This window comes from Chroococcus sp. FPU101 (assembly GCF_017312365.1).
Lineage (GTDB): Bacteria > Cyanobacteriota > Cyanobacteriia > Cyanobacteriales > Microcystaceae > Chroococcus.
Genome location: NZ_BLJI01000022.1, coordinates 56,861 through 76,765, shown reverse-complemented (window position 1 = coordinate 76,765; position 19,905 = coordinate 56,861). Strand labels below are relative to the sequence as shown.

The following is a 19,905-nucleotide window of genomic DNA, read 5'->3' as shown; positions in this document are numbered from 1 at the left end:
ACTTTTGCAAGAAGTCTATTGGAGTACTCTTTTCATACCTGTGTAGGGGTTTGGTCTCCAAACCCTTTCTAGATGAGGGCTTGGCAACCAAGCCCCTACATAATTTTTTGAGGGATATTTATAGCGAATTTGGTATAATTGGCAATCATCAATTCTTTACCTTTGACGGCTTTTTGTTGCTTATAGTTATTCATTCCGTATTGTAATTCCCATTCAATGATATAAGAGTTGTTAAAATTATCTCTAACAGATTGACAATCATCATAAGTAATTAGCCAATGATGATCACATTTTACTAGTCTTTCGGCAAAAAGTGTATGATTAAAAGCAAGGTGTAAATCTCCTTTTTTACCATATAATTTTGATTTAGTGACACTTAAATATGGAGGATCTAGATAAATAAAAACTTCTTTTTCTGAATCCAATAATAACTCGCTGTAATCAAGATTAGTGATTTTTACATCTTTTAAAAGATCTTCGATTTTATTTAGTCTACCAATTGATGAATCTGTAAAGCGTTTTTGGAATGCTTCTTCAGAATAACCACCCGATTCTATAGTACCTGAAAAAGTGATTCTGTTTAAAACAAAAAAGCGAACGGCTCGTTTTAACTCAGATAGTTGCTCAACATCAGTAGTTGTTAGTTCTTTAAAAAGTGTTTTGCCATCTGTGTAAGTATTTTTAACGTGTTTAATTTCATTGATTAAATCAGTAAGATGTGATTGAGCAATTTTCCAAAATAGAAATAATTCTGGGTTAAGGTCATTAATCCATATTTTTAAATGTGGAAATTTTTGTTTAAGATAAATAAATAAAGAACCGCCACCCACAAAAGGTTCACGATATTCAGAAAAATGTGATGGTAAATATTGAATAAGGGTATTAATTGCTTTAGATTTTCCCCCTGGATAGCGTAAAGGACTTTTAAGAAAATTCATTTTTTCAGCTTGCGTTTTTCTATCACCAATTTTAATCAAAAACAATAATGATAAAAAATTTTGTACTAATTAGTTAGAGAAAATTTATACAATCTTTAAATAACTTTTGTCGGACTGGTTTATTTTTTCTTACTTTCCGGGGATGATACCGCGTCGTTTGTCTCCCGTCGTTGATAAGTGTAAAAATTGACGTAGATGTTGAATGGATTCGTGATCTGGAAGTAAAGATAATTGTTCAATGGCTTCACTCATTGAATAATCTGAACGATATAACAAACGAAAGGCTTTTTTTAGAATATTCATTTCGTCATCACTTAAACCCGCACGTTTTAAACCCACTAAATTGAGCGATCGCACTCGTGATGGATTACCTTCGACTAACATAAAAGGGGGTACATCTCGATCAATGCGACTCATTCCCCCTAACATCGCCATTCTTCCAATGTGTACGAACTGATGAACGCCCAAAACTCCACCGATAAATGCTTTAGACTCAATATGGATATGTCCTGCTAAAGCGACACCATTAGCAATAACCACACCATCTTCGATAATACAATCATGGGCCACATGAACATAAGCCATCAATAAATTTTGACTACCAATTTGCGTTACATGGCCTTCTTCTGTTGCGCGGTTAATCGTCACAAACTCACGAATTTGATTATAATCGCCAATTTTGACCATACTATCCCCTCCTTTATACTTTAGATCTTGTGGAGGAAGACCGATCGCAGCACTTGGAAAAATTTGATTTCCGACTCCAATTTCTGTATTACCATCTATTACAACGTGTGCGCCGATTTCGGTATCAGCAGCTATTTTCACCTTTTCCCCAATCACAGCATAGGGGCCAACTCTTACGGTAGAATCTAGTTCAGCCTTGGGATGGATAACTGCAGTGGGATGAATCAGTGTACTCAAAGGAATATCGTCCGTACTTATCAATACTTAGTCTTGAATAATGTTATAGCGAATAGTCCCTAATTTCAATTTTTACCCTATGAATACTGACTTTGCTTTTTTGACCACCCTCACCATCCGTAACCAGATTTTCACAGGAGATCGCTATCTTGATTTTAAGTAATCTTGTATCGTAGGCTACTGTAAAAATAGCAAATTTAATGTAGTTTTCTCGATAAATTTAGTAAAATTAAAATAAACTTATTTGCTTTTCGGATCTATGTTTTCTTTTCTTCTAACTTGGATTCTGACAGCCGTTGCTTTAATTTTGACCGCGTATATTGTACCAGGTATTAGTATTGCTAGTTTTAAAGTAGCGATCGTTGCTGCTGTTGTTTTAGGTTTAGTCAATGCGATCGTTAAACCGATTTTATTCTTTTTTACTTTACCCTTAACGATCCTAACGTTAGGTTTATTTATTTTTGTCCTGAATGCGATCGCTTTTTCTCTAGTGGCTTATTTTACACCTGGTTTTTACATTAATGGCTTTTTTCCTGCTTTGTTTGGCTCAATTCTTTTATCGATTATTTCTGGTGTTTTAAATAATTTCTTTATTTCTCAACGCTAATCATCCCTTAACTGTAAAAATCTTCATCTAAAATTTGTTCTACTGGAAAGGGACAACTTTGAGCATATTCTTGATCTTGAGAAACTCGAATCCCTAATATAGCCCGTTTTCCGTCTTTAATCGCTAATTTTCGAGCGTCAGGATAAGCTTCAGAAATCGCCGTAACTAAATAAGATTTTAAAGAAGGAATTTTACGAAGTTGTCTTTTAATTCGGCTGCGATGCTCATCAATTGAATTATACTAGCTTCCTTTCATCGCAAAGAGTGCATCATGTTGTATTTTAAGAATGAGTAAATGGGCAAGTAAAATTTCTAAATTACTTTCTAGACTCGCTTGCTCAGATTTACCCAAATCAACTAACTCCTCAATCAAATTTTCTACATCTAAAGCACTAAAATCACGCTCTTTTAATTGATGAATGGTCGTATCAAGCCATAAATTAAAATCTTGCTCTATAAGGTTTTAGAAATTTTTTAGATATCCTCGCGGGGTAATCATCCAGTTTTCATGAATAAAAGTCGTACTATTGCCAATTAAAATCGTAGTTAACATATCAATTGGAGACTCCAACATTTTCTCTAATGTCGTTAAGAAAATTTCTTCCTCCTGTCGATAGACTGAATGAACGATCGCTACAGGTGTTAACGGATCTCGATACTTTAAAAATATCTCATGTGCCGTTAGCAGTGGTTGAAGACGTGTTTTAGAACGAGGGTTATAAATAGCGGTGACAAAATCGGCTTTTGCTGCTGCTTCTAAACGTTTTTCAATGATATCTAGAGGAGTCAATAAATCACTTAAACTAATGGCACAAAAATCGTGCATTAAAGGTGCGCCGACTCTTGATGCTGTTGCTTGTAGGGCGGAAATACCTGGGAAAACTTCAACTTGGGGTGTTTTGCCATCCCATCGGTTTAGGGATAATTGTTCTAAAACCAGTCCCGCCATTCCATAAATACCACAATCACCAGACGAAATCACGACAACTGATAAACCCCATTGAGCTAATTGTATGGCTCGTTGCGCTCTCTGGACTTCTTGAGTAATAGGCAAAGATTCGATGATCTGACTTGGATGAATCAGTAATTGAATCAGATCAGTATAAAGAGAATAACCAATAATGACATCCGCCGAAGTAATCGCGGTAGAGGCAGCAGGTGTAATTTGATCTAGATTACCAGGCCCGATCCCCACTAATCCAATATATCCCGTACGTCCAATATATTCAAGTTCCGATTGAGCGATCGCTATTGTTACCGCGTCTGTAATTTGTTTTTGGACAAGTAAAACCGCTTTGCCATATTCTTTGGCTGCTTCAAGGGCTGCTGCTTCGGCAACACTGGGGGTATTGACTGCCTTTTCTACAATATCCGAAGGGTTAGGAACAGCAACAGTTTTTAAAACTTCGGCTGAATAGGTTTTTAAAGGTAATTGTGAAGATTGGGCATATTCAAGTAAACCGATTTCATCTGCTTTAAGATCAATGGTAGATAATCCTGCGATCGCTTTAGGGGCTAAATGAAATCGTTGTAGAACCTGTTCTACTGCTGCTGTAATTTGGGCCATCGTTGCCCCCCGAATACAACCGATCCCCACCCATAACACTCGCGGATGCCATTGTACTTTTGCTATTTCAGAGGTTTCAGAAAAACGGCGTACAGTCGGACTGATCCAAATACGACCTTTAAAAGAAACGTCATCAGAAAGATCAAAATAGAAAGGATGTTCTGTCGGTAAATTATTTTGCCATAAAGTTGATCCCGCTTCTTGGATCACTTGTACGGGTTCGAGACGAGCGATCGCACTACTTACGCCATTCCAGTCACCTTGTCCTTTTCGCCAACCAAAGCGATCCCCAAAAATATCAACACTGGGTAAATTCAATTGAGTAGACGCACTGGTAATAATGGGAGTTGCTGAGAGTTGTTGGGCAATGAGTCGGGTTAATTGATCGGCCCCACCTTGATGACCACTACATAAACTAATGACAAACTGACCCTCAGGAGCAACGACAATTATCGCTGGATCTTCAGTTTTATGACCCAATAAGGGGGCGATCAGACGGACAACAGCCCCCACCGCAACCCCAAAAACCAACGCTTGATAGTGCGGCCAAATCGCAGCTAGATGGTCTTTTAAGGAGGTGTGATAGATCTGTTTTGGTTCTGAATGGGAAATCTGCTCGGCTAAAGACGCGCTTAAATGAAGAATTGCCCCACTAGAGCGACAAAACGGGGAAAGAATTCGGACAGCACTGGGAGTTAGAGCGATCGCGGCAATCGGTTGATAGGATTGAAAAAGATGTTGACTCAAAATGTAGAGAAAGCGTATGACAACTTATTTTTTTACCATACTGTAAGATCTGTCTTTTGACTATTGACCCGTGTGTTAAGTTCTCTGTCGAAACCTACTCAATTGGCTAAAAACTAGGCATGATGGTTGTAGTCAGGTTGGTCAATATAACTAAAATTCTCTCAAATTTTTACACAGTCAGACTGATTTTGCTTTTCATCTAACTGAATGTATATACCTACAGAGGTATTTTACCCTCATGACTTCCTGACAACTGCCTACAGATGTAACTATCGATACTGGGCAATTTAGACAATTCAGGCTAAGGTGAGAACAGGTCAGTTACATTTTGTTACTCAACAACCTAGGAAGTTGTTTGACTAGCCTATTTTTAAGATTTTAAATCTTAAAAAAGTATTAAGGTTTATAATGAGGAGTGTTGGTTGGAGGTATACAGTGTTTAAACGAATTGCACAACAACACCGAGAACTGGTTCAAGACTTGGTCATGAACCTGCAAGCGTTAGCAATAACATTAGAAAATCAGGGTTATTTGGCTTCTTGCTACACCTGTGGCGGTCAAATGAATAGCGCGTCTTTTATGGTCAGTTTAGGAGAAGATCACCTGATCCGTTTTCTCGTCTCAGACTATGGGATCACTTGGACGGAAATGCGTGACGATCGCGAACTGATGAAATTAGAAGGAGCCGAAGCGATTAGCCAATTAGAAGAGTTAGCTAATTTAGTCAAATATCAAATCAAACCAAATGCGTTAGAACCTCGTAAGGTTGTGACTAGCTTTGGGCAAGTACAACCGATCTAATCTGTTCTCTTTTTGTAATAATTGATCCTGATTCACAAACAGACTAGCAACATTAGGTTTAAATTGATAGTAATTAGAGAAGTGTCTTTTTCTAAAATCACACAGCCCAAGCTTAGACAGTTCAGTAATAAAAAAGGGTGCTAGATCTTCTAATAGCACCCACATCTTTATTTATTCGTCTTCGGCAAAAACAAAACGATGTAACTCACTTGGGGCAGGTTCGGGACTCTCTTCGGCGAACTTCACAGCATCCTCAATTTCGGTTTTAATTTTAAGATCAATTTCCTTTAATTCATCTTGCGTCGCTAAATCATGTTCCACTAAATAAACAGCTAACCGAGAAATTGGATCGCGTGATCCCCAAAACTGTTTTTCATCAGGAGAACGGAGTTCATCGGGATCCGCCAAGGAATGACCGCGAAAACGATAGGTTAACGCTTCAATTAAAGTTGGCCCTTCACCAGCCCGCGCTCGAGCGATCGCCTCTTGTGCCACAGAGCGCACCGCTAGAACATCCATACCATCGACTTCCACACCCGCCATATTAAATACACTGGCTTTCTTATAAATTTCGGGTTGAGAGGTTGCCCGTTCGTGTGCCATTCCAATTGCCCATTTATTATTTTCTACAACATAAATCATCGGCAACTTCCACAAAGCAGCCATATTTAGACATTCAAAAAACTGACCATTATTACTTGCACCATCGCCAAAGAAACAAACCGATACTTGATCCGCATTAGGATCATTCATCACTTCCCGACGATATTTGGCTTGAAAAGCCGCACCTGTCGATACTGGTATACCTTCGGCAACAAAAGCATAGCCCCCTAGTAATTTGTGTTGGGACGAAAACATATGCATCGAACCGCCGCGCCCTTTGCTACATCCCGTCGCCTTACCAAATAACTCAGCCATCACTTCTTTTGCTGGAACCCCTGCACTGAGAGCATGAACGTGATCTCGATAGGTACTACAAACATAATCCTCATCGGGGCGTAAGGCTTTGATAATTCCAGTAGAAATAGCTTCTTGACCGTTATAGAGATGAACAAAACCGAACATTCGACCTCGATAATACATTTCGGCGCATTTGTCCTCAAACATACGCCCCAATACCATATCTTGATATAGTATTAAGCCCTCTTCCTTGCTAATTTTGACGGAAGCAGTATTAAAAGTTGGTAAAGTACGCTCTTGAATCATAAAGTTTGTAGTATTATTTAGACAACAATTGGCAAGAGCGAGAATTCGCCCTCATTCAAGGTTAATTTAACTTCAGTTTAAGGCGAAATCCACTCTGATTTATTGCCCGTAAAAGATTTTTTCTTCTGACTGGAATCTTTGGGCTAGAATGATTGCCTAACACTGTATGGTTTTGACCGACTAAAAGGCCAGCCATTCTTAAAATAACGATTTGTTCTACTATACTTGATTATCTAGTGTATTGTTAAAAACTCCGTCCGCGCCAAGGAAGCGATTATAAAGGAAGCTAATAGTGCAGATTCCGCTCGATTACTATAGAATTTTAGGTGTTTCTATTCAAGCTACCCATGAGCAATTACAACAAGCTTATGATGACCGTAGCTTACAATTGCCACGGCGTGAATATGGACTGGCGATCGCTTCTCGTCAACAATTACTAGATCAAGCGTACCATATTTTAGCCGATCCAGACAAGAGGGCAGCTTATAACGCTGATTTTTTAAAACAGAATACCGAATTTTTAATTAATACTGAATCTTTAGTCGAAGATTTTGCCATTCACAGTATCGAAATTCAACCCGAACAGTTAGACGGAGCGTTACTAATCTTACACGAATTAGGAGAGTACGAATTAGTCATCCGTTTAGGGGAAAGTCAGATTAATGGAACTTCAGAGGCTATTAATCAACAACGGCAAGAGATCATCTTTACTCTAGCCCTAGCCTATTTAGAACTGAGTCGGGAACACTGGGAACAACAAGACTATGAAGCTGCCGCGACAATTGCCCAAAAAGGTTTAAAATTGCTAACTCAAGAAAAATTATTTCCGCAACTACAAGCAGAAATCTTAGCAGAATATAACAAACTGCGTCCCTATCGGATTTTAAATTTTATTTCAGAAGATTTAGCCAAAGCAAAAGAGAGAAGTCAAGGGCTACAATTGCTTCAAGAAATGTTACAAGAAAGACAGGGCATTGATGGACTGGGTAATGATGGCTCTGGATTAAATTCACACCGTTTTCTCCTCTATCTTCAGCAGTTACGACCTTATCTGACGCTTAATGAACAATTAACTGTCTTTGAAACAGTGTCTCGTCCCTCCTCAGCCGTAGATGCTTGTTTAAATGTTTACATTCTCATCGCTAAAGGTTTTGCTCATAAACGACCCAACTGTATTCTTAAAGCGACTTCACTGCTTGATCAACTCAATAAACATCAAGATGTCTATCTAGAACAAGCTATTTGTGCTTTGTTATTAGGTCTAACCGAATTAGCGAATATTACAGTCGAAAAAACTCAAGAAACCGCAGTTTTAAATGAGATTCGAGAGCATTCTAAAGATTCACCTGATTTAATCCCAGGATTGTATCAATATACTGAAAAATGGTTACAAACCGAAGTTTATCGGCAATTCCGTGATTTAAAACAAGAGCAAGTTTCATTAAAAGACTATTTTGGTGATGAAAATGTCCAAAAGACTTTAGAAGATGTATCTAAAACAACAAAATGGGAAGATTTGTCATCAGAAAGTAACAATATTGAAGATGAGAGTTATATAACTGTTCATCCAAAGGAAGAAAATGATAATCTTATTTCAATAACGGGAGAGATAGCTATGAGGAAGTCCGCCTTATCTGAATATCAATATTTACCAGAACCCAATTTTCCTCAACGGGATCGAGGAAAAAGAAAATCTACATCCTCTACATCTAAGACGACACGAACCAATCGTCGTATAGAAGGGCGTACTGTAGGTTATACCGACAATAACTTTGCCTCTCCCAATTACCCTCAAAGCGAACCGTCTCGCTATCAAGAGAAAAAAACCTCTTTAATCGAAAAACCAGATTCATTAAATACAAAAAACCCCCGTTTTAAAAAAAAGACCCGTTCAAAACGCAGAAAGTTCCAACCTTTTAAACTGTTATTGTTGGGAATTGGTTTATTGGGTGGTCTATCTTTAAGCGTTTTGGCACTTAAAGCAATTTCTGATAGTCAATCACCTTTAGCCGCTTTACAAGGTGAACAGCTTGCGATCTCTTTAAATCAACCTCCTTTAGAGTTCCCATTGGCTAATGCACAAGCGGTTTTATCTGAGGCCTTAACTGCTGAAGGTGCAAAAGAGGTGATTCAAACTTGGTTAAACAGTAAATCACAAGCATTTGGCCCTGAATATCAGATTGAGCAGTTAAAGAATATCTTGGCAGAACCTTTATTTTTAGAATGGCAAAAAAGAGCGATCGCACTTAAGGCTCAAAACAGCTATTGGAAATATCAGCATCAGCTAGAAATTCAGTCAGTAATGACTGATGCCCAAAATCCAGAACACGCAACTGTAGCGGCGAAAGTACGAGAAACAGCACAGTTTAATCAAAATGGCAAGATTGTGGCTAGTCGTTCTTATGATCAAAACTTATCCGTTCGTTATGATTTGGCTCAACACAAAGGACAATGGTTAATTCAAAATATTACAGTCTTGAATTAAACTACATCATTTGCGTTTAAGAATTTTTTTAATGATTCAAAGGTAATACCATAGGTTAGTGTGGTTTCATCGTATCCTTTGAGATGAACTTTATGTCCATGAAATAAAGTTTCTGCTTTGTTCATTTTGGCTAAATGACGATAAGTCGTTTCACCAATCGCGATATCTAAATTAATTTCTTTAGTCGCTGATTCTAGACGAAACGCGGCATTAACAGTATCACCAATCGCCGTATAATCGGGATGTGCGCCACTTCCAGTATTACCCACCATCGCAAAACCCGTATTAATTCCAGCACCAATTCTTAAGGGAAACGGGAGGGGATAGGATGCGCTTAAAACCTGAGTCATGGTATTGAGTTGACTCACCGCTTGAAAAATTTTCGCCATCTCTTTTGGGGTAATTGCTTCATGTCCATGAAACCAAATGGCCATAATTGCATCACCAATATATTTATCAACCCAGCTACCCGACTCTCGAATAATATGTCCCGCTTCTCGAAACCAATTGCCAATTAGTGAAGAAAGAATTTGTTCATCTAGCTGTCGCGTCAAAACCGTAAAATTTCTCATATCAACCACCATGACGGAGGTTAAACGACGTTCATGAATTGCTGAGGTTTGAAAATCGCTGTCTGTATCACGATTCGGATGATTCGGTTTACGAATGGTGGTGGGTAAATAAAATTTAACTTCCGTTTTGCCGAAAGTAATTTGATCACTGTCGCGTAGGGTCACTGGAATACCGACTCTTCGTCCATTGATAAAAGTTCCATTGCGACTTCCTAAATCAATTAAATAAAATTCTTCTGTCGGTGTGGATTGAATAATCGCGTGGTTACGGGAAATACAATGATCCCGAATCATTAGATCATTGTCTTTGTTCCGTCCAACTGTCCAGTAGCTTTTTCCGGTAAGCGGAAAATAGATTTCACCTTTTTCGGTATGTAGTAACAAGTAGGGAGTTTTGCCGAATTTCTCCACGGTGCATAAGCGATCGCAACAGAACAGTAAGTATAAATGTTTTATTTATCGCTTTTGTCTTCAATAATGACGCAAACGAGATGATTCTATAATACTCAGTGTAGATCGTTTATAGGAAGAATCAACGGTAAACAATTAAGCGAACAATGCGACAACCCAGAATAGTCCATCGACAAAAATGGTACTTAATACCGCGCCACCGAATGCCCACCAAGCATATTGACGGCTTTGGAGTGCGGCTAATCCAACCCAGAGCAAGATATTAATAATTATGATTGCCCAACTAATACCCCAGAACGTTTGCATTTGTGCGATCGCATTGTGGAAAATGGTTCCGACCATTTGCGGCTCTACTTGCATGATTTCGCGCCAATAGGGAATTAAATTAACCAGATAAAAATAGATATCTGTCATTGCTGTCCCTAACAAAGAACCCAAATAAAACAGATTTCCGACTTTTCCCCAACCTCGCCACAGTCCCCAAACGGCAAAGGGTAAGCCAATTGCTTCGATGGGTAAATGGATTAAAGGTTCTGTGCGAAACCAACCCCAATAAATTGAACCCGCTAACCAACTCCAACTAAACCCTAAAATCAGATCCCCGTAAATTTGCGTTTTAGGACGTTTAAATAACATCCACCCTAATCCAACCCATACTATGGTTAAACTTAGGCTAAAAAGTGGCCAAAATCGGACTAGCGGGGCTTGGAAAAAGACTGGGACAGAAACTAAGAAACTTGCTGAGAGGAAAACTAGCCAGTGTTGACTAATTTGAGCGGATTTTTTGAAAACTCTCTCTTGAGACTGAATCAGGGGAACGCTTGGGGATAGTGGTTGATTAATCAAGATTTTTAATATTTGTTACAAAACTTTACTTATATTTATTAAGATACACTAATTTCAATGCTCTGGATCTAATATATCCCCCCCTAGGGCATTTGCACAAGTGGCGGGAACAAAAATCGAGTAGACTTTTCACAAGAATATAGAATAATTTTGCATGACTAAGATGAGCAGAACAGGGATAACGTTCGGATGGGGTCTAGTTTTTGGATTGAGTGTACCTCTAGTTTTAAATCAATTGGCAACGCCCAAACCGCTACAACAACGGTTCAAGATATTCCCGTTTCTCAATATAATGGGTGGCAAGCGATCGCTTTAGGAATGATTCAAGGGATCACAGAATTTTTACCCATCAGTAGTACGGCTCATCTAAAAGTTATTCCAGTGGTTTTAGGTTGGGGAGATCCTGGGGTAACCTATACAGCCATTATTCAGTTAGGGAGTATTGCCGCCGTTATTTGGTATTTCTGGAAGGATTTAGCCGAAATTACGGGAGGGATTTTTAAAGCAATTCGTCGTAAGGATTATTATTCTTTTTCGTTTCGTTTAGCAATGGGAATTTTGCTTGGAACTTTACCGATTGTGTTTTTTGGTGTTCTCTTAAAGGTATTTGTTCCCGACTTAGATCATTCCGCTTTTAGAAGTATGACTGTAATTGGTTGTGCTTCGATTTTGATGTCTTTATTACTAGCCCTCGCCGAAAAAACGGGCAGTCATAAACGCAGTTATGAGAATCTAAGAACTCAAGACGGGATTTTGATGGGTTTAGCCCAAGCTTTAGCCCTCATTCCGGGTGTTTCTCGTTCAGGTTCAACGATGACGGCGGGATTATTTGTGAATTTAGAACGGGCTACGGCAGCGCGATTTTCGTTTTTATTGGGAATTCCCGCGATTACTCTAGCAGGACTTGTAGAATTAAAAGATGTGGTGGATCAGACCATTAGCCAGGCACAAATTTTTCCTCTAGTAATTGGAGTGATTTCCTCGGCGGTATTTTCTTATTTAGCGATCGCAGGATTGATTCGTTTTTTACAAAAGCAAAGTAACTGGGTTTTTGTTTGGTACCGTCTTTTCTTCGGCATCGCCATATTACTCGGTGTCATGACAGGCAAATTTTCTTAATCAAACCAGCCGATGACATCATCAGGAAGGCTTCTAGATGAGGCATTGGGCGCAATTAAACGTTCAACATAATAGGATGCCCTAGATTGTTTAACAATGGCTTGAGAGGGTTCGGGTTCGGGTTCGGGTTGAGGTGCCGATAATTCCTCCTCATGTTTGTCCATCAACTCAGAATATAGTTTTTCAATTAATCGTTTTTGGTCTTCTAGTTGATTTGATAAAGCTTGTTTTTCTTGTAACTGCTTTTCTAAGTCCGTTTGAGATTGTTTTAACTGGTTAGATAATTGCTTGATTTCAGTGTCTTGGGCTTGTTTATCTTGGACTTGTTCTTGTAAAGTTTTGACTAGCTTTTGTTGTTGTTCTAGTTCTGATTCTAGCGTTTTTACTTGACTTTCTAACGCTTTTATGCTGCCAAGATCAGGTTCGGTTGTGGGACTTTGGCGACGGCGAGAAGTTTTAGGGGTTGGTGTTTCTCCCTCTGGGTTTGACGTTTCTTTATTGACTTCTTCGCGGAGTAAATCAGATAAGTTTTTTTTCATGATGATTTCCAGTCTCTTTCTAATTCTTCAGCAACACGACGATAATCGGCGGCGGCTTCAGTGGCATTTTTACCGCGCCATTCTTTAATCGGTAAACCGTCTAAAACTGCTTTTTCATGGGCTTTATAAGAACGAATAAACGCATGACAAGCAGGGATACCTAATTCTAAAAGTGTATTTTGAGCCTCTAAAGTTTCTTTAAGACTCCGAGAATCGACTTTTGTCAGTAAAACGCGGTAAGGGATTTTTAGAGGCATTACAGCCGATTGTACCGTTTCAATGAGAGCCGTCAAATCCATCGGTGCAGGTGGAGTCGGTAAAACCAAATAATCCGATGATTGAATTACCGTTTGAAAAACCTCAGAATGCAAAGCAGGAGGAGTATCAATAACCACTAACTCATATTCTTTAACCTTGCGTAAGTCGGAAAGTAATTGGGTATTGATTTCTTTTGTTAAATCAAAATCCATCCCCGTCTCGCTACGTTCTACCCACCATGTCGCAGAACCTTGGGGGTCAGCATCCACTAATAAGACTTCTTGTTTTTCGCCCCAAATTGCCGCTAGATTAACGGATGTTGTTGTTTTGCCGACTCCCCCTTTACCGTTAACCACTGCGACAATTTTTGGAGACTTTCCTAACGTTTTTGTGGATGCTTTTTTGGTTTTCATCGTTGGGATGATATTTTTCCCTGGTTTGATTGTTAGTTTTTCATTGTATCCCGATTAGTGATCCTGTAAAGCTTGATCTATCTTCTACAGTTTTTATTCACCTTAAATATTTCGGATTTTAAATAACTGTTTGAAGTAGCCAACCGACTATCGCACCACCGATGATTAACCAAGTTGTGTTAATTTTGAAACGTAACAATAGGACAACCGCCACGATTGCCATGAGAGTTGCCCAGATATCAAACGGTTGTAACAGTGTTTGTTGTACTAATTTTAAGAGAACGAATACCATTAAGGCGACGGCACTCGCATTAACCGCATCTAAAAAAGCACTCGCCCATTTAGATTGACGCATTTTCGGAATAAACGGATTTAAGGCTAGTACAAAGAAAAAAGAAGGTAGAAAAATTGCGATCGTAGCGACAATTGCCCCTGGTATTCCTAAAATAAGATAGCCGATAAATGTGGCTGTGGAAGAAACTGGCCCTGGTGTAAACTGTCCGATAGCCACCGCATCTAATAATTGTTGTTGAGTTAACCAGTGATATTGATTAACTAATTCTCCTTCAATAAAAGCGATTAACACATAACCACTTCCGAATAAAACACTTCCCACTTTGAGGAAAAATAAACCCAATTGCCATAAACTCGGAGTTACTACAGGACTGGTCGTTACTGAATTTTGTGCAACTAAACTTACTCCAAATCCTCCTAAAATCATGGCTGAAATAGATTTATTGAGTAGCGTTAAAATCAGCATTCCCACGAGACCACCGATGAGTAATGCGGCAATTTCATTCACTCCGACTAACTGTAAGGCAATGACACCTAAAGCAATCATTAATAACTGGCGATTTTTTATGGCTTTTTGTCCCAGTTTCCAAAGTGCATTAAAAATTACCGCTAAAACAACCGCTTTAATGCCATAAAACAAGGAGTAAAATTCGGGTAGAGTCCCAAAAGACTGATAAACCCAGGCTAGGAAAGCAGTCGTGATCACGGCAGGAATGATAAAGCAGGAGCCAGCTAGAATTAAACCAGGTAAGCCTGATAGAATATAGCCAATATGAATCGCCATTTCGGTTGAATTCGGGCCAGGAATCAGATTAGTCGCCCCCACTACATCCAGAAAATCTTCTCTAGACATCCAGCGACGACGGTTAACCACTTCATCTTCCATCAGTGCAATATGTGCCGCAGGGCCACCAAAACCAATGACCCCAATTTTTAAGAAAAGTAAAGCAACTTTAGATAAGCTAGGGCGAATATTTGTACTCATATAGATTGTAGTTTGGAGTCAATCACTTAGAGTATAAAATGTTTGCGCTTTTAAAGTCTTTAAGTCATTAATTTTAAAATGATAGTCATCTAAAAATATCAATACATTTTCTTGAATGAGACGACTAAGCGTGTATAGTATTTTATACATCGTTAACCAAGACTTAATATATCTTAATAACTTATGGATGGAAGTCTGATCTTATTCAATATTTTTAATCCGCCTGTTCTCTTTTTCTTTTTGGGAATGATAGCAGTTTTTGTGAAATCTGATTTAGAAATCCCTCAACCCTTACCAAAATTATTTTCACTTTATTTACTTTTAGCGATTGGTTTTAAGGGTGGTTACGAACTGGCTAAAAGTGGGTTAACTACTGAAGTTGTCCTGTCATTATTAGCAGCGATTTTAATGGCTTGTCTAGTTCCAATCTACACATTTTTTATTCTAAGATTTAAGTTAGATGATTATAATGCTGCGGCGATCGCGGCGGCTTATGGTTCAATTAGTGCAGTAACATTTATTACGGCGAGTTCTTTTCTCGAAAAGATACAGATTCCCTATGGGGGTCATATGGTGGCAGCACTTGCTTTAATGGAATCACCCGCTATTATTGTTGGACTGATTTTGATTAGAGTTTTTGCCGCTAAAAAAGATAGCGAGGTTGAGTTTTCTTGGTCTAAAGTTTTACATGAAGCCTTCTTGAATGGTTCTGTTTTCCTGTTAGTGGGAAGTTTAATTATTGGAATGCTGACAGGTGCGAAAGGATGGGAAAAATTAGAACCTTTTACTCAAGGTATTTTTTATGGTGTATTAACCTTTTTTCTCCTCGATATGGGATTACTTGCTGCTAGAAGAATTAAAGATTTACAAAAAACAGGTTCTTTTTTAGTCGGATTTTCCATACTAATTCCTATTTTAAATGCGTTTGTAGGTATTCTCTTAGCAAAAGCTTTAGGTTTTACCGTCGGAAATGCTCTATTATTTGCTGTATTATGTGCAAGTGCATCTTATATTGCTGTCCCTGCGGCCATGCGCTTAACGATTCCTGAAGCGAATCCAAGTCTTTATGTTTCAATGGCTTTAGCTTTAACATTTCCTTTTAACATTATTATTGGCATTCCACTTTACTTAGAAATTATTAAACTGATGGGTGTAGGAGTCTAAAATGAGTGATGTTCTTAATCTTTTTGAAAATGTTAAAAGAGTCGAAATCATTGTCAGTCATTCTCATCTTGAAAAAACGCTAATGATTTTAGATGAGGTTCAAGTTTCTGGTTATACGGTAATTGAAGATACAGCAGGAAAAGGCGATCGCGGTATATCCTGTTCAGATATTGGTTGTGTTTTTAATGGTAGTTATGTGATGACGGTTTGTACCAATGATGACCAACTCGGTAACCTAGTTGAAAAAATCAATCCAATTCTAAAAAAAGTAGGCGGAGTTTGTTTAATCACCGATGCAAAATGGGTTCGTCATTAATTGAAAAAAATGTAGGGGTTTGGTCGCCAAACCCTACAACACAGAATTCTATCTTGCTAAAACCGCTTCTTTTACCGTGTGATTAGTTTGTACTATCGGTTTACGGCAAAAAATTTCACAAGAATTATTTGGACTTTCAATCAGTTTAATTTTGTCTAATTCTGCACCAATTTTTCTAATCGGTTCTTGAAGTAATTGAGCAATATAGAAAGCAATATTTTCAGCCGTTGGAACCGTTTGAGCAAAATAAGGGACATCTTTATTGAGGAAAGTATGATCAAAAGGTTCAACGACATATTCATCAATAATTTTTAGTAAATCACCTAAATCAACAATCATCCCTGTACGCGAGTCAATTTCTCCAACAACAGATACTTCTAAATGATAATTGTGACCATGACCATTTGTTCTCGCACATTTACCATAAATTTCTGTATTTTCTTCTAAACTCAATTCAGGTAAAGCGAGACGATGTGCGGCACTAAAATGCGTTTTAACTGTTAAAGATGCTTCCATATTATTTCCTTGATAATCTGCCCAAAGTTCAGGATGTTCAAATAGTTGTATGTTAACAATGGGTAAATGAGGGGCTAACTTTTGCCAAATCACCCGTGCAATATTTTCGGTACTAGGTAGAGTTTCGCTAAATTCTGGCCAAACATCGTTTAAATAAGCATAATCAAGTTGGCTAGTAATTTCTTTTTTGATCACTTGCTTGACATAGGAAAGATTTTCCACCATGCCATATTGATCTAAGTTACCTGCGATCGACACATATAAAACATAATTGTGTCCATGCCCTGGAAATCGACTACCCGCCCCAAAAAGTCTTTGATTTTCGGCTTCGCCAAGTTCAGGTAACCAATATCGATGACTTGCAGAAAACTGCGCTCGACGGTTAATAATACAATCCATAGAGGAAAGAATATGTAAAGTTATGTAAATTTATCTCTTCTTCTAGGATAAACGATCGTTGAGACATTCATGACAGCCAGCTTTAAATATGACCCACATTAAATACTCCTAAGTGCCACAATGGGATCTAATTTCGCGGCGCGTTGTGCGGGAATTACGCCAAAAAACAAACCAATACTACTCGAAACACCAAGGGCTAAGACAATAGCATAGGGGGAAATGGTAGCCGATAAAGGAGAAACTGCACCAATCAGATAAACACTACCAACACCCAAGACAATTCCGATCATACCACCCGCCGCCGAGACAATCACTGCCTCAATCAAAAACTGAGCTAAAATATCTTGTTCTTTTGCTCCTATGGCTTTTCTTAAACCGATTTCTTGAGTTCGTTCAGCCACTGAAACTAACATAATATTCATCACACCAATGCCACCGACTAATAGAGAAATGCCAGCAATTGAAGCTAACATAATCGTTAGTCCATTAGTAATCTTATAAAAAATCTCTAAAAGTTGTTTCGGACTTTCTACACCAAAATCATCTTCATCAACAATTTTATGACGCAATCTTAATAAATTTTCAATTTGAAACTTTGCTGCCCGTATAGTTTCTTCATTTTTTATTGCTACATTAATCCAAGTTAATTCTATTCCATAGGGTGAAGTTTTACCGACTAATTGATAAGCCATTGTGGTTAGGGGGATAAACACAGAATCATCTTGATTTGTGCCTAACATCGAGCCCTTTTCCGCCATCACACCTATGATTTCAAAACTAATATTTTTGATGCGTATTTGTTGGCCAATGGGATTTTGTCCTTTAAAAAAGCGATTTGCTATTTCTGAGCCTAAAGCAACCACTCTTTTATTACGCTCAAGATCAATAGAATTAATAAATCGACCTTGATTAACTTCAAAACTACGAACAATCATATGATCGGGTGTAACGCCAGTCACTTGGGTTGCTGTTGTTTTATTGCGATAGGAAATTAATTCGCGGCGGTTAATTTCAGGTGCAACGGCAATGACACTGGAAACTTGTTTAGCAATGGCTTTAGCATCTTCTAAAACGAGGGTTTTGGGGAGATCAAAGGTAGCATTTCTCGCTTCTCGTGAGCCTGGAACGACAAATAATGTATTAGGTGATAAATTTTGAAATTCTTTAGAGGCTAACTGTTGTGCGCCTTGACCAATGCCAATCATCGCAATTACAGAAGCATTACCAATAATAATCCCCAACATGGTCAATCCACTCCGCATTTTATTCGCGGTTAAAGTTGCGATCGCCATTTTACAACTTTCTAATAAGTCCATGTTAAACCTATTTCTCTTTATCTTGATTTTTATCTTCTGGCAGATCAACAAATACTCTTTCCCCTGGGTTGACACCTGATAAGATTTGTGTTTTATCATCTAAAACCAAACCGACAGTTACGGGTTTAAATTCAGGTTTTTTTTCTTCATTTGGAATCATGACACCCGTTTGTCCTTCTTGAGTCACAATAGCAACAGTGGGTACAACGAGCGCATCAGGGATTTGTTGACCAATAAAGGTCACATCGACATTCATTCTCGATAACAGCTTATCTAGACCTGATACTAAACCAATGGTTACTTCAAAAGAGGTCACATTTTCTTCAACAATTGCTTCTGGTGCAATGCGAATGACTTGGCCTTGAAAAACCTGATCGGGATAGGCATCGGCCACAATTTTTACAGGTTGTTTGATCCGAAGTAAACTAATATCAACTTCAGGAACTTTTGCCACGACTTCTAATCCTCTGGCTAAGGCAATTATTGAACTAGAGGTTGCCGAAGCGGTTTCAGATGCGGCAGTGGTTGGGGTGACAAATGCTCCTTCTGTGGCGTATTTTTGGGTCACTACACCGTCAAAGGGTGCAGTAATCACGGTATCGCGGTATTGAATTTTAATGCGTTCTAGTTCGGCACGGGCGGCGGCGGCGGCTTGTTCTAGTTGAGCAATTTCAGTAGCTTGAGTTTTCGTCCGTTCATCGAGAGCAAACCTAGCTTCTGCGATCGCTGCTTGGGCTTCTATTCCTTGTTGTTTAATTCCTTCGACTTCGGGGGAGGCTGTATTACTGACTTGTGCTAGACGCTGTACCGCCTCATCTAAATTGGCTCTAGCATTAAGATACTCATTGAGAACCTCATCAAACTGATCTTGTGAAATTGCTCCCTCTTTCACAAGTGCCTCATTGCGTTTGACCCGATTTTCGGCTAGGCGAAAACGAGACTGTGCGCCTTGAACTTGAGCGTTTGCTTGATCAACATCTTTAGGTATTCTTTGTTGCGCTTGTTGAAATTGAGATTCAATTTCTTTAAAACGGGCTTGTGCTTGAACTAAACGGGTTTGATACTGACGAATTTCTTCGGGAATTCTGCGTTTTCCTGCTTCAAGATTTGCTAAGGCTTCTTTAAATTTAGCTTCGGCTTGAATTCCTTGGGCATAAACTTCTAGATTATCCATAACGGCTAGGGTTTGCCCCTGTTTGACCTGCATTCCCTGTTCTACTAACAATCTTTTTAATACGCCTGGATTTTTCGGGCTAATATTGACACTCTGAATGGGTTGAACTTTGCCGCTTGCTTCAATTTCGACGGCTATAGTTTGTCGTTGCGCTAGAACTGTCATTTTTTCTAACTCGACTAAGGGCGAAGGAGTCTGTACCATGCGATAAGTCATGACACCTAGCACAGTTAAACCAGTTGCGACCACTCCACTGATCCATATTAGAGGGCGATTAGATTTGTCGAACACAGTATAAGCCATTAGGT

General features: G+C 38.7%; 18 protein-coding genes and 1 pseudogene. 6 read left to right on the top strand and 13 right to left on the bottom strand.

Going from position 1 to position 19,905, the window contains the following annotated elements:
• Nucleotides 1-95: 95 nt before the first annotated feature.
• Together CFPU101_RS17285 and lpxA are read right to left on the bottom strand one after the other, a co-directional pair.
• Nucleotides 96-938 carry a DNA adenine methylase gene (locus tag CFPU101_RS17285; protein ID WP_206816581.1) on the bottom strand — a complete coding sequence of 281 codons (843 nt, stop codon included), beginning with the start codon at nucleotides 936-938 and terminating at the stop codon, nucleotides 96-98.
• Nucleotides 939-1,067: 129 nt separating this feature from the next.
• Entirely contained in the window at nucleotides 1,068-1,886 is an 819-nt protein-coding gene (gene lpxA, locus CFPU101_RS17280) for an acyl-ACP--UDP-N-acetylglucosamine O-acyltransferase (RefSeq protein ID WP_374191968.1), read from the bottom strand.
• Between the two features lie 235 nt (nucleotides 1,887-2,121).
• Here lpxA and CFPU101_RS17275 point away from each other — a divergent pair, with 235 nt between their 5' ends.
• The gene (locus tag CFPU101_RS17275) at nucleotides 2,122-2,469 is read left to right on the top strand and encodes a phage holin family protein (protein WP_206816576.1); all 348 of its coding nucleotides are present in this window, start codon (nucleotides 2,122-2,124) and stop codon (nucleotides 2,467-2,469) included.
• A gap of 7 nt (nucleotides 2,470-2,476) precedes the next feature.
• On the opposite strand, the pseudogene CFPU101_RS17270 reads toward CFPU101_RS17275, so the two are convergent.
• Nucleotides 2,477-2,926: pseudogene (locus CFPU101_RS17270) on the bottom strand (DUF29 domain-containing protein).
• Nucleotides 2,927-2,932: 6 nt separating this feature from the next.
• Nucleotides 2,933-4,783, bottom strand: coding sequence for a precorrin-3B C(17)-methyltransferase (cobJ, locus tag CFPU101_RS17265; protein ID WP_206816575.1), 1,851 nt, complete (start codon nucleotides 4,781-4,783; stop codon nucleotides 2,933-2,935).
• Between the two features lie 435 nt (nucleotides 4,784-5,218).
• Here cobJ and CFPU101_RS17260 point away from each other — a divergent pair, with 435 nt between their 5' ends.
• Nucleotides 5,219-5,584 (top strand): DUF1815 family protein, encoded by a 366-nt coding sequence (locus CFPU101_RS17260; protein WP_206816574.1) that lies wholly within the window; start codon nucleotides 5,219-5,221, stop codon nucleotides 5,582-5,584.
• 171 nt (nucleotides 5,585-5,755) lie between these two features.
• On the opposite strand, the gene pdhA is transcribed toward CFPU101_RS17260, so the two are convergent.
• Nucleotides 5,756-6,790, bottom strand: a complete 1,035-nt coding sequence (gene pdhA / locus CFPU101_RS17255; RefSeq protein WP_206816573.1) for a pyruvate dehydrogenase (acetyl-transferring) E1 component subunit alpha — start codon at nucleotides 6,788-6,790, stop codon at nucleotides 5,756-5,758.
• Between the two features lie 292 nt (nucleotides 6,791-7,082).
• Between pdhA and CFPU101_RS17250 the strand changes: the two genes are divergently transcribed.
• Nucleotides 7,083-9,275 (top strand): IMS domain-containing protein, encoded by a 2,193-nt coding sequence (locus CFPU101_RS17250; protein WP_206816572.1) that lies wholly within the window; start codon nucleotides 7,083-7,085, stop codon nucleotides 9,273-9,275.
• Here the strand turns inward: CFPU101_RS17250 and CFPU101_RS17245 are convergent.
• Nucleotides 9,272-10,258 carry an adenylate/guanylate cyclase domain-containing protein gene (locus CFPU101_RS17245; protein ID WP_206816571.1) on the bottom strand — a complete coding sequence of 329 codons (987 nt, stop codon included), beginning with the start codon at nucleotides 10,256-10,258 and terminating at the stop codon, nucleotides 9,272-9,274. The genes CFPU101_RS17250 and CFPU101_RS17245 overlap by 4 nt on opposite strands.
• Nucleotides 10,259-10,393: 135 nt before the next feature.
• Nucleotides 10,394-11,104, bottom strand: a complete 711-nt coding sequence (locus CFPU101_RS17240; protein ID WP_374191967.1) for a DUF3120 domain-containing protein — start codon at nucleotides 11,102-11,104, stop codon at nucleotides 10,394-10,396.
• A 189-nt stretch (nucleotides 11,105-11,293) separates the two neighbouring features.
• Between CFPU101_RS17240 and CFPU101_RS17235 the strand changes: the two genes are divergently transcribed.
• The gene (locus CFPU101_RS17235) at nucleotides 11,294-12,223 is read left to right on the top strand and encodes an undecaprenyl-diphosphate phosphatase (RefSeq protein WP_206816570.1); all 930 of its coding nucleotides are present in this window, start codon (nucleotides 11,294-11,296) and stop codon (nucleotides 12,221-12,223) included.
• Here the strand turns inward: CFPU101_RS17235 and CFPU101_RS17230 are convergent.
• The 3 genes from CFPU101_RS17230 to chrA all read right to left on the bottom strand — a co-directional run bounded on the left by CFPU101_RS17230 (nucleotide 12,220) and on the right by chrA (nucleotide 14,712).
• On the bottom strand, nucleotides 12,220-12,762 hold the full coding sequence (locus CFPU101_RS17230) for a hypothetical protein (protein WP_206816569.1): 543 nt from the start codon (nucleotides 12,760-12,762) through the stop codon (nucleotides 12,220-12,222). The genes CFPU101_RS17235 and CFPU101_RS17230 overlap by 4 nt on opposite strands.
• On the bottom strand, nucleotides 12,759-13,433 hold the full coding sequence (locus CFPU101_RS17225) for a ParA family protein (RefSeq protein WP_206816568.1): 675 nt from the start codon (nucleotides 13,431-13,433) through the stop codon (nucleotides 12,759-12,761). The genes CFPU101_RS17230 and CFPU101_RS17225 overlap by 4 nt, the downstream gene beginning before the upstream one ends.
• A 118-nt stretch (nucleotides 13,434-13,551) precedes the next feature.
• Nucleotides 13,552-14,712, bottom strand: a complete 1,161-nt coding sequence (chrA, locus tag CFPU101_RS17220; protein WP_206816567.1) for a chromate efflux transporter — start codon at nucleotides 14,710-14,712, stop codon at nucleotides 13,552-13,554.
• Nucleotides 14,713-14,895: 183 nt separating this feature from the next.
• Between chrA and CFPU101_RS17215 the strand changes: the two genes are divergently transcribed.
• Nucleotides 14,896-15,876, top strand: a complete 981-nt coding sequence (locus CFPU101_RS17215) for a sodium-dependent bicarbonate transport family permease (protein ID WP_206816566.1) — start codon at nucleotides 14,896-14,898, stop codon at nucleotides 15,874-15,876.
• 1 nt (nucleotide 15,877) lies between these two features.
• On the top strand, nucleotides 15,878-16,192 hold the full coding sequence (locus CFPU101_RS17210) for a P-II family nitrogen regulator (protein ID WP_206816565.1): 315 nt from the start codon (nucleotides 15,878-15,880) through the stop codon (nucleotides 16,190-16,192).
• 48 nt (nucleotides 16,193-16,240) lie between these two features.
• Here the strand turns inward: CFPU101_RS17210 and CFPU101_RS17205 are convergent, their stop codons facing one another.
• The 3 genes from CFPU101_RS17205 to CFPU101_RS17195 form a co-directional block, all read right to left on the bottom strand.
• Nucleotides 16,241-17,107 (bottom strand): 6-carboxytetrahydropterin synthase, encoded by an 867-nt coding sequence (locus CFPU101_RS17205; RefSeq protein ID WP_206816564.1) that lies wholly within the window; start codon nucleotides 17,105-17,107, stop codon nucleotides 16,241-16,243.
• 98 nt (nucleotides 17,108-17,205) lie between these two features.
• The gene (locus CFPU101_RS17200; protein WP_206816563.1) at nucleotides 17,206-18,423 is read right to left on the bottom strand and encodes an ABC transporter permease; all 1,218 of its coding nucleotides are present in this window, start codon (nucleotides 18,421-18,423) and stop codon (nucleotides 17,206-17,208) included.
• 7 nt (nucleotides 18,424-18,430) lie between these two features.
• Nucleotides 18,431-19,900 (bottom strand): efflux RND transporter periplasmic adaptor subunit, encoded by a 1,470-nt coding sequence (locus CFPU101_RS17195; RefSeq protein WP_206816562.1) that lies wholly within the window; start codon nucleotides 19,898-19,900, stop codon nucleotides 18,431-18,433.
• Between the last annotated feature and the right edge of the window lie 5 nt (nucleotides 19,901-19,905).

Bases quoted from the DNA above. Each gene is read 5' to 3' on its own strand.
- CFPU101_RS17285 (WP_206816581.1), bottom strand. From the start codon at position 938: ATGAATTTTCTTAAAAGTCCTTTACGCTATCCAGGGGGAAAATCTAAA.
- CFPU101_RS17275 (WP_206816576.1), top strand. From the start codon at position 2,122: ATGTTTTCTTTTCTTCTAACTTGGATTCTGACAGCCGTTGCTTTAATT.
- pdhA (WP_206816573.1), bottom strand. From the start codon at position 6,790: ATGATTCAAGAGCGTACTTTACCAACTTTTAATACTGCTTCCGTCAAA.
- CFPU101_RS17235 (WP_206816570.1), top strand. From the start codon at position 11,294: ATGGGGTCTAGTTTTTGGATTGAGTGTACCTCTAGTTTTAAATCAATT.
- CFPU101_RS17230 (WP_206816569.1), bottom strand. From the start codon at position 12,762: ATGAAAAAAAACTTATCTGATTTACTCCGCGAAGAAGTCAATAAAGAA.
- CFPU101_RS17225 (WP_206816568.1), bottom strand. From the start codon at position 13,433: ATGAAAACCAAAAAAGCATCCACAAAAACGTTAGGAAAGTCTCCAAAA.
- chrA (WP_206816567.1), bottom strand. From the start codon at position 14,712: ATGAGTACAAATATTCGCCCTAGCTTATCTAAAGTTGCTTTACTTTTC.
- CFPU101_RS17215 (WP_206816566.1), top strand. From the start codon at position 14,896: ATGGATGGAAGTCTGATCTTATTCAATATTTTTAATCCGCCTGTTCTC.
- CFPU101_RS17210 (WP_206816565.1), top strand. From the start codon at position 15,878: ATGAGTGATGTTCTTAATCTTTTTGAAAATGTTAAAAGAGTCGAAATC.
- CFPU101_RS17205 (WP_206816564.1), bottom strand. From the start codon at position 17,107: ATGGATTGTATTATTAACCGTCGAGCGCAGTTTTCTGCAAGTCATCGA.
- CFPU101_RS17200 (WP_206816563.1), bottom strand. From the start codon at position 18,423: ATGGACTTATTAGAAAGTTGTAAAATGGCGATCGCAACTTTAACCGCG.
- CFPU101_RS17195 (WP_206816562.1), bottom strand. From the start codon at position 19,900: ATGGCTTATACTGTGTTCGACAAATCTAATCGCCCTCTAATATGGATC.